The sequence below is a fragment of the Buttiauxella noackiae genome, from assembly GCF_000737905.1.
In the GTDB taxonomy this organism is placed as follows: domain Bacteria; phylum Pseudomonadota; class Gammaproteobacteria; order Enterobacterales; family Enterobacteriaceae; genus Buttiauxella; species Buttiauxella noackiae.
In genome coordinates this window covers 1,313,076-1,327,747 of record NZ_JPRU01000002.1, presented here as the reverse complement: position 1 = coordinate 1,327,747, position 14,672 = coordinate 1,313,076, and the positions used below count along the sequence as shown (strand labels likewise).

Here is a 14,672-nt window from a genome sequence, read left to right as displayed (position 1 = left end):
TCCACCGATTCGTTCTCAACTCAAGGCGACTTTTATCCCCAGCGCAATCAACATGCCGCCCAGCAGTTTATCGACAATTTTCTGTGCCTTAGCCAGGCCGCGACGAACAGGCTCGCTTTGAATTAACACCACCAACAGTGGCCACCAGACCACGGACAGCATCAGGATAACTCCGGCGTACCAAAGTTTTTCCATGGTCCCTGAATTCACGCTCAATACCTGGGTGAAAACGGAAAGGAAGAACAGGGTCGCTTTGGGGTTCAGCAGGTTGCACAAATAGCCCTGTAGAAATGCTTTCTTAAGTGTCGTTTGTTGGCGCTCAACGTTGCTGACATCCATTTTACTGCTGCCGCGTGCGAGTAATGCATGGAAACCAATCCAGATCAGATATGCGGCCCCGGCATATTTCAGTAGGTCGAATAACCATGGCGTGGTGGTAATCACCACCGCTAAACCCGCAACACAATAAGTCATGTGCGTTGCCACGCCGCTGATGACACCCAGCGAAGTCATCATTGCCGCAGTACGTGAATAGCGAGCTGCGTTCTTTATCACCAGAAAGAAATCAGGCCCGGGAGATAACATCCCCAAAGTGGCAATGGTGGCGACAAAAAGTGTGGTTTCCAGCATGGTTGTATCCTGCAAAGACGTAGAAATGTGAACTATACCGCAGCTATTGTATAAACTTATAGTATATGGCGAAGAGCAGTTAAGAATCTTTTACGTTATTTCTGACGCTTTTACGCTAACTCATTGTTCCTGTTATAACAGGAAGCAATACGTTACGGGTTTACAGTCGCAGAACAAAAAAATTCTTACGGACATGCTTGCGGATAGTCGACGAAAGAATGCGCTTTCCGTATAGTGGCGGCAATTTTTTCACCACCCTTGGGTTAATAGAATGATCAGTCTGATTGCTGCATTAGCGGTAGATCGTGTAATTGGCATGGAAAACGCCATGCCCTGGGACTTACCAGCCGATCTGGCCTGGTTTAAACGTAATACACTGAATAAACCTGTCGTTATGGGCCGTTTAACCTGGGAATCTATCGGTCGCCCGCTTCCTGGACGTAAGAACATCGTCATTAGCAGTAAGCCCGGTACCGATGACCGCGTGGAGTGGGTTTCATCTGTTGAGGATGCCATTAAGGCTTGTGGCGACGCCGAAGAGATTATGGTGATTGGTGGTGGGCGTGTGTACGAACAGTTCCTGCCGAAAGCACAGCGCCTGTATCTGACGCATATCGATGCGGAAGTAGAAGGTGACACGCACTTCCCGGATTACGAACCGGACGAGTGGCAGTCTACTTTTAGCGAATTCCATGACGCGGATGAGAGTAACTCACATAGTTACTGCTTCGAAGTTCTGGAACGTCGTTAAATAAAAAACCCGGTTATTTAACCGGGTTTTTTTATTATGAAGCGATAGCCGTTTCTCCACCGCCAACATCTTGCTGGCGATTCGATGGCTGGGTGAAATATGTTTTATCTTCCCAGCGCAGGCAAGTTAGTTCACCACCCCAGCAGCATCCAGTATCCAGCCCGTAAATGCCTTCTGGCGTACCTTTACCTTCCAGCGATGCCCAATGCCCGAATATCACGGAATATTCATCGGTAACCGGGCCTGAAATAGCAAACCAGGGTTTAAGAGGTGCAGGTGCGCTTTCTGGAGTGTCTTTGCAGTACATATCCAGTTGCCCATTCGGGAAGCAATAACGCATGCGAGTCAGTGAATTGGTAATAAAGCGCAAACGAGCAAGCCCTGAAAGTTCAGGTGACCAGTTGTTCGGCATATCGCCATACATTGCATCGAGGAATAATGGATAGCTGTCGCTTGAAAGCACGGCTTCAACATCACGCGCACAGGCCATTGCGGTATTCAAATCCCACTGCGGCGTAATCCCTGCATGTGCCATCACAAGCTTTTTCTCTTCATCAACCTGAATCAAAGGTTGGCGACGTAACCAGTTCAGCAGTTCATCGGCATCGGGTGCTTCCAGCAATTGGGAAACGCGATCTTTGGGTTTATTGCGGCTAATGCCTGCATAAACTGCCAGAAGATGCAGATCGTGATTACCGAGAACAATGCGCGCACTGTCACCAAGCCCGCGCACAAACCGCAGCACTTCAAGCGAGCCAGGCCCACGTGCGACGAGATCGCCCGTTAGCCATAAAATATCTTTGCCAGGCGTAAACTCAACCTGTTGCAGCAGGGCTACCAATTCATCGTAACAACCATGAACATCGCCAATCAGGTATGTAGACATCGTATCAGTGAATAAAGGCTGGGATAGCCAGACGGAATACGGGAATAGCGACACGGAAAGCATCGCCCTGAGAGTCGACCATTTCGTAATGGCCTTGCATGGTGCCAAGCGGTGTTTCAAGTACTGCACCGCTTGTGTAACTGTATTCGTTGCCCGGTTCAATATGCGGCTGGACGCCAATCACGCCCTCGCCCTGAACTTCAGTTTCATGGCCGTTTCCATTGGTGATAAGCCAATAACGACCAAGCAATTGCACCGGTGTTCGCCCCAGGTTGCGGATGGTTACAGTGTAAGCAAAGACGAACCGTTCGTTCTCCGGAGAGGACTGCGCTTCGATATAAACGCTTTGTACCTGAATGCATACGCGGGGCGAATTTAACATCGTTAACTCTCCTTTGGCTGCTGCTGTGGGTGCTCAGCCAAATAGTTTGCCAGTTGGCAATACTGTGCGACTGAAATGTTCTCAGCGCGTAGGGTTGCGTCGATTCCCAGCTCCGCCATCACCTCTGGGCTAAAAAGATGGCCAAGGCTGTTACGAATCGTTTTGCGACGCTTGTTAAAGGCTTCAGTAGTGATGCGGCTTAACACACGCAGCTCTTTAACTGGGTTCGGTATTATTGCATGTGGCACCAGGCGCACGACCGCAGAATCAACCTTCGGTGCAGGTGTGAAGGCCGTTGGTGGCACCTCAAGTACTGGGATCACATTGCAATAATACTGTGCCATGACTGATAAACGACCATACGCTTTACAGTTAGGGCCAGCAACTAAACGGTTTACCACCTCTTTTTGCAGCATAAAGTGCATGTCAGCAATGGCATCAGTATAGCTAAAGAGATGGAACATCAATGGCGTGGAGATGTTATACGGCAGGTTGCCAAAAACGCGCAACGGTTGACCGATTTTTTGCGACAGCTCTCCAAAATCCATCGTCATGGCATCTTGCTGATAAATAGTCAGCTTCGGTGCCAGGAATGGGTGCGTTTGCAGACGAGCAGCAAGATCGCGGTCCAGTTCGATGACGGTCATCTCATCCAGGCGTTCACCCACAGGCTCGGTTAATGCGCCGAGGCCGGGGCCGATTTCAACCATCGCCTGGCCTTTGAGTGGATTAATAGCAGAGACAATACTGTCGATAACGAACTGGTCATTAAGGAAGTTTTGTCCAAAACGTTTACGGGCTAAATGGCCCTGGTGGACACGAGTATTCATTGAGTATTAGCAATCATCTTGATGGCGAGATTAAGCGCCGTAATAAAACTGCCGACCTCGGCTTTCCCCTGACCGGCTAGATCTAGCGCGGTGCCATGGTCAACCGAAGTGCGGATAAAAGGTAAGCCTAGTGTGATATTCACTGCCCGACCAAAACCCTGATATTTGAGTACAGGTAAGCCCTGGTCGTGGTACATCGCCAGCACTGCATCGGCGTTATCGAGATACTTAGGCTGAAACAGCGTATCTGCCGGTAGTGGGCCAGAAAGTTTCATTCCAAGACCGCGCATTTCATCCAATACTGGAATGATGGTATCAATCTCTTCAGTACCCATATGACCACCTTCCCCGGCATGGGGGTTGAGGCCACAAACCAGGACATGAGGCTGCGCGATACCAAACTTGGTTTGCAGGTCATGATACAGGATGGAGATTATCTGGCGTAATAAATCTGGCGTGATTGCATCACTAATGGCTTTGAGAGGCAGGTGTGTGGTTGCAAGAGCTACACGCAACTCTTCAGTCGCCAGCATCATTACGACTTTTTCGCTGTGCGATCGCTCTTCGAAAAACTCGGTATGACCGATAAAGGGAATGCCAGCATCGTTAATGATGCCTTTATGTACGGGGCCTGTGATCAGTGCCGCAAATTCACCATTGATACAACCATCACATGCTCGAGCCAGCATCTCCACCACATACTCACCGTTCTTTACCTCAAGCAACCCTGGTTTGACAGGTGCTCGTAATGCTATAGGCAGTATGGTAAGGGTACCGGCAGCTTGCGGGCTTGCAGGAGTATCAGACGAATAAGGATTAAGCTGAAGAGGAAGACCGAGAAGAGCTGCACGTTCCAGGAGTAATTCGGGAGATGCTGCGACAACCACTTCGACCGGCCAGTCGCGCTGTGCCAGCGCGATGACCAGATCAGGACCAATCCCGGCGGGTTCGCCGGGAGTGATGACTACACGTTGGATATTAGCCATTGCTACCTATGACTTTCACATACGCAGATGCGCGTTGTTCTTGCATCCAGGTCTGTGCTTCTTCAGAGAACTTACGATTGAACAGCATACGATACGCGCGGTCTTTTTGCGCAGCATCAGTCTTATCAACGTTGCGAGTATCCATCAGTTCGATCAAGTGCCAGCCGAAGGAGGAGTGAACTGGAGCACTCAACTCACCTTTATGCATTTTCGACAGTGCATCACGGAAGGCAGGATCGTAGATATCGGTCGCAGCCCAACCCAAGTCACCGCCCTGGTTTGCTGAACCAGGATCTTCAGAGAACGATTTTGCTGCCGCAGCAAAGGTCGTTTTTCCACTCTTAATATCAGCTGCAATCTGGTTTAACGTAGCGCGCGCCTGGTCGTCACTCATGATTGGCGATGATTTCAGTAAAATATGACGAGCATGGACCTCAGTTACTGAAATGCTCTGGCTCTGACCGCGCAGATCGTTCACTTTCAGGATGTGGAAACCAACACCTGAACGAATCGGGCCAATGACGTCACCTTTTTTCGCAGAGGTTAAAGCCTGAGCAAAAATAGATGGCAATTCCTGAATGCGTCCCCAACCCATTTGACCGCCTTTCAGAGCTTGCTGATCAGCAGAGTAGGTTATGGCTAGCTTGCCGAAATCAGCGCCACTTTGTGCTTGTGAAACGATGTCACGCGCTTGCTTTTCCGCATCGTCTACCTGAGTAGAAGTAGGGTTTTCCGGCAAAGGAATCAGGATGTGGCTTAGGTTCAGCTCGGTGCTGCTGTCGTTCTGGCTGCCTACTTGCTGTGCAAGAGCTTCAACTTCCTGCGGCAGAATAGATACGCGACGACGAACTTCGTTATTACGCACTTCCGAAATGGTCATCTCTTTGCGGATCTGAGCACGGTAAGTATTGTAATTAACGCCATCATAGGCCAGACGGCTACGCATCTGGTCCATGCTCATTTTGTTCTGGGCTGCGATATCAGCAATGGCTTTATCAAGCTGCTCATCCGTCACTTTAACGCCCATTTTCTGACCCATCTGCAGGAGGATTTGGTCCATGATCAGACGTTCCAGAATTTGATGACGCAAAGTGTTGTCGTCAGGAAGCTGTTGCCCGGCTTGTTGTGCACCGGTCTTCACTGACTGCATCATGCCGTCAACATCACTTTCCAGTACCACACCGTTATTCACTACGGCTGCAACTTTATCGACCACTTGTGGGGCCGCGAAAGAGGTGTTCGCCACCAGGACGACACCGAGAAGCAGCGTTCTCCAATTCTTCATACTTTTTCCATTTCTTAGCCGCAAAGCGGACTGCTAATTCAAGTCAAAGTGAATTACATCGAGCTCTGATACGGCAGAATGTTTGAACGCAACATCTGCTGTGTGCCCAGGCCGTAGTTGGAACTCAGGCCACGTAACTCGATGTTAAAGCCAATTACGTTGTCGTATTTGCTTTGGTTATCTTCCCAACCGTTAATTTTGCGCTCATAACCTAAACGAATCGCATAACAGCAAGAGTTGTACTGCACGGCTAACATGGAGTCAGCTGCTTGTTGTGCCTTGGTATCGTAGTAATACGCTCCGACAACTGACCAGCGATCAACGATAGGCCAGCTCGCTGTCATCCCAACTTGTGAGATGCCATCTTTGTACTGGTCAGCATTGATGTTGATGTTGGAAACAGTAGCGCCGATGTATTCAGGGCTTGCGTAACGGTAGTTAAATTGTACCAGGCGATCGTTATCTTTACGATATTCGATAACGCCGTTACCGGTAGCAATGTTATCAAGACGTGTATCGTACTGTACGCCACCGCGTAAACCCCAACGGTCAGTCATGCGCCAATAGGTATCGCCAGCCCATACCACAGAACCTGTTTCGTCACCTTTTTCACTGTTAATCGTTTCATCACCAGTACGAGACTTGGTGAAGTAGTAGATTTGACCAACGGAAACATTAAAACGTTCAACAGCGGCGTCATCATAAACACGAGTTGTAACACCCGTGGTGACCTGGTTTGCTGAAGCTATACGGTCAAGGCCGCCGTAAGTACGATCACGGAACAAGCCATTGTAGTCAGATTGCAACAACGCAGAATCGTAGTTATTGATGTTACTTTGGTCACGGTACGGTACATACAGATACTGTACGCGTGGTTCAAGGGTTTGCGCCCAGCCTGCTGCAGAGTCCATATCGCGGTCGAAAATCAGTTTACCGTCCATTTTGAATTGAGGCAGGGTACGGTTAACTGTAGATTCTAACTTGCTGTTGCTATTGACATTTTTTTCGTATTTTTCGAGGTTATCCTGTTGATAATGCGTCGCCATCAGCTTGGCTTCGGTATTCAGGCTTGCCCAACCATTGGATAACGGTAGGTTAATGGTTGGTTCAACATGCAAGCGTGTAGCTTCCGGCATGTTGTTATTGAAGTTTGTAAACTTAACAGCCTGGCCGTAAATACGTGTATCAAACGGACCGACGTCGTTTTGATAGTAGTTCATATCCAACTGCGGCTGAGCGCTGTATGAATTTGCACCGCTATTACGTTGAGAATCGAAAATCTGGAACTGTTTTGTCGCAAGTGTTGCGTCAAAGTTTTCAACGGCATAGCCGACACTAAATTTTTGAGTGGCGTAACCGTCAGTACTGGAACCATACTGTGAAGTAAAGTCGTTGAAGTAGTTTGGATCGCTGACTTTGGTGTAGTCGATATTAAAACGCCACACTTGATCCATTACTCCACTGTGGTTCCAGTAGAACAACCAGCGGCGTTCATCCCCTTCCGGGTTCTTCGCGGTATCGTCTTTGTATTCTTCATCAGACAGCAGGTAATCGAATTCCATAATACCTGCACCCGCTTTGGTCAGGTAACGGAATTCGTTCTGCCATTGAGTACCACGTTGCTCCATATAGTGCGGAGTGATTGTGGCATCAAAGTTTGGTGCGATGTTCCAGTAATACGGCAGGGAAAACTCAAGGCCGTTATTTGTACTGTATTTCGCATTTGGGATCAGGAAACCGGAACGACGTTTATCACCAATTGGCAACTGCAAATAAGGGCTATAGAAGACCGGAACCGGGCCCAGTTTAAAACGGGCATTCCAGATTTCCGCAACTTCTTCTTGACGGTCCTGAATCACTTCACTTCCCACAACACTCCAGGTATTAGAACCCGGCAAACAGGAAGTAAATGTGCCATTTTCCAGAATGGTATAGCGATTATTGCCGCGCTGTTTCATCAGATCAGCAGTACCACGGCCCTGGCGGTCTACCATTTGGTAGTCACCTTCCCAGACGTTGGTATCTTTGGTGTTCAGGTTTGACCAGGCTTTTGGCCCTTTAAGAATAACCTGATTATCATCGTAGTGTACGTTGCCGACAGCATCGACCGTGCGGACAGGATCCGGCTGACCTTCAACCTGTTTTTGGTGTAGCAACACTTCATCAGACTGTAGGCGGCTATTGCCTTGCTGAATATCAACATTGCCAGTAAACACCGCATCGTCAGGATAATTTCCTTTTGCGTGATCGGCATTTATAGTGACAGGTAAGTTGTTGGTATCTCCCTTAATTAAAGGGCGATTGTAACTTGGGATACCAAGCATACACTGCGACGCAAGATCGGCAGCCATACCTTGTTGACTATACAGCGCTGCGCCAATCAAGGTGGCCAGCAAGGTGGGAATACGTTTTTTCATACGTGTTATTCGTTGTTCCATCATCAATGGCTTAGCGTCGGCAAACGGTCAGAGACTAACTTACTCATCACCACAGCGCTAGTGTTAATCCTTCCCGTTCAGCAGAGTGCCGTTAGGCACCGCTATCAATGACGGGTATGATAAAGCAAATTCTAGCCGACGGCATGACGATTTGGGGAGTATATGCAGTATTGGGGAAAAGTACTCGGTGTCGCAATAGCACTAATTATGGGTGGTGGCTTCTGGGGTGTGGTTTTAGGATTACTGATTGGCCATGCCATCGATAAGGTGCGTAGCCGTCGTCAATCCTGGTTTTCTAACCAACAACAGCGTCAGTCACTGTTTTTTAGCACCACATTTGAAGTGATGGGCCACCTGACTAAGTCGAAAGGGCGCGTCACAGAAGCGGATATCCAGATAGCCTCGCTATTAATGGATCGCATGCAATTACATGGTGATGCGCGTAGTGCAGCACAACATGCGTTTCGTGTTGGCAAAGAAAATGGCTACCCGCTACGTGAAAAAATGCGTCAGTTACGCAGCGTGTGCTTTGGCCGTTTTGACCTGATTCGGATGTTTCTTGAAATTCAAATCCAGGCGGCATTTGCTGATGGCTCTTTGCATCCTAACGAACGGGAAGTGTTGTACGTTATTGCGGAAGAACTCGGCATTTCACGCATTCAGTTCGATCAGTTCTTGCGCATGATGGAAGGCGGGCAGCAATTTGGTGGTGGATACAACCAGTCGCAAGGCGGTGGTTTCCAGCAACAACGTGGTCCGACACTCGAAGATGCGTGCAATGTACTCGGTGTCAAAAGTACGGATGATGCGACTGCCATTAAACGTGCATATCGCAAATTAATGAGCGAGCATCACCCTGATAAGCTTGTTGCTAAAGGTTTACCGCCAGAGATGATGGAAATGGCCAAGCAGAAAGCGCAGGACATCCAGAAAGCGTACGATCTGATTAAGACGGCGAAAGGATTTAAATAATAGAAAAAGCCTCTCGATTCAATGAACTGCACCCAAAAAGTTGGACACCCAACCGAGTAAGGTGCAGTTTTTTATGAGCAAATATTCTCTTAGCTTCAAACTTCAGGTTGTGAAGCACTATCTTTCCGGTCTGGAAGGGTACAAAGCGACAGCAAAGCGTTTTGGTATCGATCACAGTGCCGTTCGTAAGTGGTCTGCCGTCTGGAAGCTTCATGGCGAAGCCGGGCTAACCACACGACGCTTCACCTACTCTCCTGTCTTTAAAGAGTCCGTCATCCTGTATATGCGTGAGCATCGACTGTCTGTTCGCGAAGTTTGTGCAACATTCTCTATTCCTGCCTTTTCCACGGTTTGTGAGTGGGAACGACTGTATGATGAAGGCGGTCTGCAAGCCCTGACAGATAACCGCCGCAGGAAAAAAACGATGCCGGATACCCCTGGAAATAAATCAGTCAACACGCCTCAAACGCCCCTTAACCCGGACGAACGTGAGGAGCTCGAGCAGCTACGCGTCGAAGTRGCTTATCTAAAAAAGCTTCAGGCCTTACTCAGGGAAAAAAACACGCCAGAACGCGGCAGAAAACACAGGTCGTGAATGAGTTAAGGCCGCAGCATCCCCTGGCTCGTCTGTTAAAAGCGGCRGAGCTGGCCAGAAGTACGTTTTACTGGCAGCTGGCTTGCGCGAAAAAACCGGACAAATATGCTGATGATAAGCATCAGATTTTAGCGCTGTTCCATAAGCATAAAGGGCGATATGGATACCGGCGTATCACGCTGGCCGGTCGTCGGCAAGGGAGTTCACTGAATCATAAAACGGTTCAGAGACTGATGCAGCAGTTAGACTTAACCGCCTGTATCAGAAGGAAGAAATACAACTCTTACAAAGGGCGATATGGCAAAGCTGCGGGTAATGTGCTGAACCGCCAGTTCAGTGCAGACAAACCCAACCAGAAGTGGGTAACAGACGTGACAGAATTTAAAATTGCCGGGGAAAAGCTGTATTTATCCCCGGTCCTTGACCTGTATAACGGTGAAATCGTGGCGTATCAGATGGAGCATCGACCCGTTCTGTCGATGGTGGACGATATGCTGAGTAAGGCGCTGTCGGTTCTGAGTGAAGGTGAATATCCGCTGGTACATTCAGACCAGGGTTGGCAGTATCAGATGGCGCACTATCAGAAGCGACTCAGGGAAGCAGGGCTGAAACAGAGTATGTCACGCAAGGGAAACTGCTATGACAATGCGGTGATAGAAAGCTTCTTCGGCACGCTGAAAACGGAATGCCTGTATCTGGAGGAGTATAAAAGCATCAGGGAGTTACGGGATGCTATTGACGAATATATCTACTATTACAACCATGAAAGAATAAAACAGAAACTAAAAGGCCTGAGTCCGGTAGAGTACCGAACCCAGGCCCAGATAGCCGCCTGATATAAACCGTCCAACTTTATGGGGTCAGTTCACAATTGAGACGGTTTCTATATTCACTGACGATTTATTCAGCTGATTCGGTTTTAGCACTGCTTGGTTTGCGGCGCTTACCGACATTCTTTTTATCGCGTAGACGAACTTTCACACGCGGTTTTTCTTTCTCGTCTTTTTTCTTCTCTTCGCGCTTAGCGAGCACTTTCTTCGACGGCTTACCGGTGAGTTTTTCACTCGGCGCACGGGTCGTTGGGCGCAGCTCATCAATGACACGCGATTTCATTGGTTCTTTCATGTAACGCGTGACTTTGCCCAGTAGCAAATGGTCATGCGCTTCAACCAGAGAAATTGCGGTACCTTTGAGGCCAGCGCGGCCTGTACGCCCGATACGGTGTAGATAGGTATCAGCAGTACGCGGCATGTCGAAGTTGAACACGTGGCTGACTTCAGGAATATCAATACCACGTGCGGCAACGTCGGTCGCAATTAATACGTTCACGCGGCCATCAGTCAAACGCTTGATAGCTTCGGTACGCTTCATCTGCACCATTTCGCCTTCGAGATAGCAGGTGTTAATTCCCGCTTCGCGAAGCCACGCTACCAGCTCATGCACACGGTCACGTTTACGTACAAAGACGATCGAACGTGTGGTATCAGGCTGTTTCAGCAAATGCACCAGCAATGCAGTTTTGTGCTCAACGTTGTCAGCACGGTAATACCACTGGTGGATTTTCTTGCGTTCACGTGTTGATGACGTTGCAGAAACTTCTACCGGATCTTCTAACAAACGCTCTGCGAAGTTCTTGATCGCATCGCCTTCAAGCGTTGCGGAGAACAGCATGGTTTGCTTGCGCCAACGTGTTTCAGCAGCAATGGTTTCGATATCCTGCGCAAAGCCCAGATCCAGCATGCGATCGGCTTCATCAAGAATCAGTGTCTCTACCGCACGGCAATCAAAGTTTTCTTCTTTGATGTATTGCAGCAGGCGACCCGTCGTTGCAACTACAATATCCTGGTTTTCGCTGAACACTTCCGCGTGGTTCATATAAGCCACGCCACCGGTGATGGTTGCGATATCAAGATGAGTATGTTTTGCCAGTTCACGAGCGTGATCGGCCACTTGCATTGCCAGTTCACGCGTTGGCGTGACGATCAAAATACGTGGTGGGCCAGATTTCTTACGCGGGAAATCGACCAAATGCTGTAACACAGGCAGCAAATAAGCGGCTGTTTTACCGGTACCGGTTGGTGCGGAACCGAGGACATCACGCCCTTCAAGTGCAGGTGGAATGGCGGCAGCCTGAATAGCTGTCGGGCGGGTAAAGCCCTTGTCCTGGAGCGCGAGCAACAAGCTCTCGTCAAGTTCCAGTTCGGAAAAAGTGGTTACAGTCATGGTCTTCCTCTATGTAGGGCGCCGATTATAGACGTTATGGCTGCGATCTTCATCTGTTTGTGTGGGTAACTGGCGCTTTTCCTGGCAACGAGTTTCCCCTATGCTACACCCGTTTCTCTACAGGGTAGCTAAGATGTGCAGTCAAAAAGCAGTATTACGTCGTGATGGATTCACCTTTAAACAGTTCTTCGTAGCGCACGATCGATGTGCAATGAAAGTCGGTACTGATGGTACGTTGCTGGGCGCGTGGGTGCCTGTTGCTAACGTGACGAGTGTGTTGGATATCGGCACCGGGAGTGGTTTGTTGGCGTTAATGCTCGCGCAACGTACACCTGATAATGTCACTATTGATGCCGTCGAACTGGACCCGATTGCCGCTGAGCAAGCTGCGGAAAACGCAAAGGGCTGCCAGTGGGCGTCGCGGATAACTGTACATTGTGCAGATATTCGCGAATGGGCACAGCAAGCGACACAGCGTTACTCGCTGATTGTCAGCAACCCTCCGTTCTTTGAGCAAGGTAGCAATTGTGCTTCCCCTGAACGTGCTCAGGCTCGATATACCACTACGCTGGATCATAGCGCGTTGTTGCATAGCGCAACGCAGTTAATTACTGAGGATGGTTTTTTCTGCGTCATCATGCCTGAAACGGCGGGAACGGCATTTACGGAACTGGCGAAGACACAAGGCTGGCATGTTCGCTATCGTACCGATGTTGCCGATAACGAAACGCGTTTGCCACATCGTGTGATGCTGGCGTTGTCGCCAACAGATGGTGAGTATTTTACCGAGCGATTAACCATTCGTGGGCCAGACCAACAATATTCAGAAGGTTACTGCGGCCTGACCCAGGATTTCTATTTATTTATGTAGAGTGGTGAAAGAATGCTTGGCCCGGAGTTTTCGGCCAAATCCGGGTAGTCCAGCGTATAGTGCAGGCCCCGGCTTTCTTTACGCATCATGGCGCAACGCACAATCAATTCTGCAACCTGCACCAGGTTGCGCAGTTCCAGCAAATTGTTAGAGACGCGGAAGTTGGCATAATACTCGTCGATTTCTTGCTGCAGCATAGTAATTCGACGCAATGCGCGTTCCAGGCGACGTGTTGAACGCACAATACCGACGTAATCCCACATAAACAGACGAAGCTCATGCCAGTTGTGCTGGATAACAACTTGCTCATCAGGGTTATCTACACGGCTGTCATCCCAGTCAGGCAAAGCGCGAGAAATGCGTGCGTATGGCATACGTTTGATAATATCTTCGGCTGCTGACCAGCCATAAACCAGGCATTCAAGCAATGAGTTTGATGCCATGCGGTTTGCGCCATGTAAGCCGGTATATGTCACTTCGCCGATAGCATAAAGCCCGTCAACATCAGTACGACCATTCTCATCCACCATCACGCCACCGCAGGTGTAGTGCGCAGCGGGTACCACCGGCACGGGTTCTTTGGTGAGATCGATACCCAGGCCCAACAGTTTTTCATAGATAGTTGGGAAATGGTGGCGCACGAACTCTTCCGGCTTGTGGCTGATATCAAGGTACATGCAATCCGCGCCAAGGCGTTTCATCTCATGATCAATGGCGCGTGCGACGATGTCGCGCGGGGCAAGTTCGCCACGCTCATCAAAATCAGGCATAAAACGAGTGCCATCCGGGCGCTTGAGATAAGCACCTTCACCGCGCAACGCTTCGGTAAGCAAGAAATTACGTGCTTGCGGATGGAAGAGAGCGGTCGGGTGGAACTGATTAAATTCCAGGTTTGCGACACGGCAACCCGCACGCCAGGCCATGGCAATACCGTCACCCGAAGAAATATCAGGGTTTGTTGTGTACTGATAAACTTTTGATGCGCCACCGGTAGCCAGAACCACCGCTTTCGCGCGGCAGGTTTCTACTTTTTCGCGGTTACGGTTCCAGATCCATGCACCGACAACTCGGCGCGTGCCGGGCAGGCCGATTTTGTCCGAGACAATAAGATCGACGGCGTTACTGCGTTCAATAACGCGAATATTAGGATGGCTCAGCGCTTTACCGACTAGCGTGGTTTCAACTTCTTTACCCGTGGCATCAGCAGCGTGAAGAATTCGGCGATGGCTGTGCCCGCCTTCGCGGGTCAAATGGTAGCTTTCCGCACCATTTGCCTGGACCTCTGTGTCAAACAGTACGCCCTGGTCTATTAGCCATTGCACACAGTGGCGTGCGTTACTGGTGACAAACTCCACCGCATCACGATCACAAATTCCAGCACCTGCGATGAGGGTATCTTCTACATGTGAATCGATACTGTCCGTTTCATCGAACACAGCAGCGATTCCACCCTGAGCATATAAAGTTGAGCCTTCATTAATTGGGCCCTTACTCAGAACAATAACTTTGCTGTTTTCGGCAAGCCGTAAAGCAAGAGAGAGGCCAGCAGCTCCGCTACCGACGATTAATACATCACAAGCGAGTTCGGAATTTGCGTTCATCGTGTTTAATTTACTAAACAAAGGTTGGGCCAGCATATCACCCGATGTGGGCTCAAACACGCTTTTTTTAATTCAGTGTTATATGAACTAAACAAAAGAACTGAAGATCTGAGTTTCATCTGAATTATGTGCTGGATAAGCCATATTTGTTAAAGGTCGGCTGTTAGTGGCAGATTTTCTGATGAAAAATCATGATTCATGCGATACTCTGCAAGCAGTTTA

13 protein-coding genes are annotated in these 14,672 nt (G+C 49.2%); 4 read left to right on the top strand and 9 right to left on the bottom strand.

The window, feature by feature from the left end:
• Positions 1 to 15: 15 nt before the first annotated feature.
• The gene (locus IX31_RS14545; RefSeq protein WP_034459342.1) at positions 16 to 630 is read right to left on the bottom strand and encodes a LysE family translocator; all 615 of its coding nucleotides are present in this window, start codon (positions 628 to 630) and stop codon (positions 16 to 18) included.
• A 271-nt stretch (positions 631 to 901) separates the two neighbouring features.
• On the opposite strand from IX31_RS14545, the gene folA reads away from it, so the two are divergent.
• Complete coding sequence (gene folA, locus IX31_RS14540) at positions 902 to 1,381, top strand: type 3 dihydrofolate reductase (RefSeq protein ID WP_034459339.1); 480 nt, start codon at positions 902 to 904, stop codon at positions 1,379 to 1,381.
• Positions 1,382 to 1,415: 34 nt separating this feature from the next.
• On the opposite strand, the gene apaH is transcribed toward folA, so the two are convergent.
• The 6 genes from apaH to lptD are packed head-to-tail and all read right to left on the bottom strand — an operon-like array spanning position 1,416 to position 8,167.
• Positions 1,416 to 2,267 (bottom strand): bis(5'-nucleosyl)-tetraphosphatase (symmetrical) ApaH, encoded by an 852-nt coding sequence (gene apaH / locus IX31_RS14535; protein ID WP_034459337.1) that lies wholly within the window; start codon positions 2,265 to 2,267, stop codon positions 1,416 to 1,418.
• Between the two features lie 4 nt (positions 2,268 to 2,271).
• Positions 2,272 to 2,649, bottom strand: a complete 378-nt coding sequence (gene apaG / locus IX31_RS14530; RefSeq protein ID WP_034459334.1) for a Co2+/Mg2+ efflux protein ApaG — start codon at positions 2,647 to 2,649, stop codon at positions 2,272 to 2,274.
• Positions 2,650 to 2,651: 2 nt separating this feature from the next.
• The gene (rsmA, locus tag IX31_RS14525; protein ID WP_034459332.1) at positions 2,652 to 3,479 is read right to left on the bottom strand and encodes a 16S rRNA (adenine(1518)-N(6)/adenine(1519)-N(6))-dimethyltransferase RsmA; all 828 of its coding nucleotides are present in this window, start codon (positions 3,477 to 3,479) and stop codon (positions 2,652 to 2,654) included.
• A complete protein-coding gene (gene pdxA / locus IX31_RS14520; RefSeq protein WP_034459329.1) occupies positions 3,476 to 4,465 on the bottom strand; it encodes a 4-hydroxythreonine-4-phosphate dehydrogenase PdxA in 990 nt (329 codons plus the stop codon). Before pdxA ends, rsmA begins: the two co-directional genes overlap by 4 nt.
• On the bottom strand, positions 4,458 to 5,750 hold the full coding sequence (gene surA, locus IX31_RS14515) for a peptidylprolyl isomerase SurA (RefSeq protein ID WP_034459327.1): 1,293 nt from the start codon (positions 5,748 to 5,750) through the stop codon (positions 4,458 to 4,460). Before surA ends, pdxA begins: the two co-directional genes overlap by 8 nt.
• A 53-nt stretch (positions 5,751 to 5,803) precedes the next feature.
• Complete coding sequence (gene lptD, locus IX31_RS14510) at positions 5,804 to 8,167, bottom strand: LPS assembly protein LptD (RefSeq protein ID WP_034459325.1); 2,364 nt, start codon at positions 8,165 to 8,167, stop codon at positions 5,804 to 5,806.
• 183 nt (positions 8,168 to 8,350) lie between these two features.
• On the opposite strand from lptD, the gene djlA reads away from it, so the two are divergent.
• Entirely contained in the window at positions 8,351 to 9,160 is an 810-nt protein-coding gene (gene djlA, locus IX31_RS14505) for a co-chaperone DjlA (protein WP_034459322.1), read from the top strand.
• Positions 9,161 to 9,233: 73 nt separating this feature from the next.
• Positions 9,234 to 10,591 (top strand): IS3 family transposase gene (locus IX31_RS22930; RefSeq protein WP_122974009.1). Its coding sequence is split into 2 segments (ribosomal slippage): positions 9,234 to 9,696 and positions 9,696 to 10,591, totalling 1,359 coding nucleotides; the frame shifts between segments, so codons are not numbered across the junction.
• Positions 10,592 to 10,655: 64 nt separating this feature from the next.
• Here IX31_RS22930 and srmB read toward each other — a convergent pair.
• Complete coding sequence (srmB, locus tag IX31_RS14490) at positions 10,656 to 11,978, bottom strand: ATP-dependent RNA helicase SrmB (RefSeq protein WP_034459321.1); 1,323 nt, start codon at positions 11,976 to 11,978, stop codon at positions 10,656 to 10,658.
• Positions 11,979 to 12,111: 133 nt separating this feature from the next.
• Between srmB and trmN the strand changes: the two genes are divergently transcribed.
• Positions 12,112 to 12,849 carry a tRNA(1)(Val) (adenine(37)-N(6))-methyltransferase TrmN gene (gene trmN / locus IX31_RS14485; protein WP_034459319.1) on the top strand — a complete coding sequence of 246 codons (738 nt, stop codon included), beginning with the start codon at positions 12,112 to 12,114 and terminating at the stop codon, positions 12,847 to 12,849.
• Here the strand turns inward: trmN and nadB are convergent.
• Positions 12,834 to 14,450 (bottom strand): L-aspartate oxidase, encoded by a 1,617-nt coding sequence (nadB, locus tag IX31_RS14480; RefSeq protein WP_034460106.1) that lies wholly within the window; start codon positions 14,448 to 14,450, stop codon positions 12,834 to 12,836. The genes trmN and nadB overlap by 16 nt on opposite strands.
• Positions 14,451 to 14,672: the final 222 nt, after the last annotated feature.

What these genes read in the sequence shown, in the direction of transcription:
- pdxA (WP_034459329.1), bottom strand. Translation starts at nt 4,465, where the DNA reads ATGGCTAATATCCAACGTGTAGTCATCACTCCCGGCGAACCCGCCGGG.
- nadB (WP_034460106.1), bottom strand. Translation starts at nt 14,450, where the DNA reads ATGAACGCAAATTCCGAACTCGCTTGTGATGTATTAATCGTCGGTAGC.
- rsmA (WP_034459332.1), bottom strand. Translation starts at nt 3,479, where the DNA reads ATGAATACTCGTGTCCACCAGGGCCATTTAGCCCGTAAACGTTTTGGA.
- srmB (WP_034459321.1), bottom strand. Translation starts at nt 11,978, where the DNA reads ATGACTGTAACCACTTTTTCCGAACTGGAACTTGACGAGAGCTTGTTG.
- surA (WP_034459327.1), bottom strand. Translation starts at nt 5,750, where the DNA reads ATGAAGAATTGGAGAACGCTGCTTCTCGGTGTCGTCCTGGTGGCGAAC.
- trmN (WP_034459319.1), top strand. Translation starts at nt 12,112, where the DNA reads ATGTGCAGTCAAAAAGCAGTATTACGTCGTGATGGATTCACCTTTAAA.
- lptD (WP_034459325.1), bottom strand. Translation starts at nt 8,167, where the DNA reads ATGAAAAAACGTATTCCCACCTTGCTGGCCACCTTGATTGGCGCAGCG.
- folA (WP_034459339.1), top strand. Translation starts at nt 902, where the DNA reads ATGATCAGTCTGATTGCTGCATTAGCGGTAGATCGTGTAATTGGCATG.
- IX31_RS14545 (WP_034459342.1), bottom strand. Translation starts at nt 630, where the DNA reads ATGCTGGAAACCACACTTTTTGTCGCCACCATTGCCACTTTGGGGATG.
- djlA (WP_034459322.1), top strand. Translation starts at nt 8,351, where the DNA reads ATGCAGTATTGGGGAAAAGTACTCGGTGTCGCAATAGCACTAATTATG.
- apaH (WP_034459337.1), bottom strand. Translation starts at nt 2,267, where the DNA reads ATGTCTACATACCTGATTGGCGATGTTCATGGTTGTTACGATGAATTG.
- apaG (WP_034459334.1), bottom strand. Translation starts at nt 2,649, where the DNA reads ATGTTAAATTCGCCCCGCGTATGCATTCAGGTACAAAGCGTTTATATC.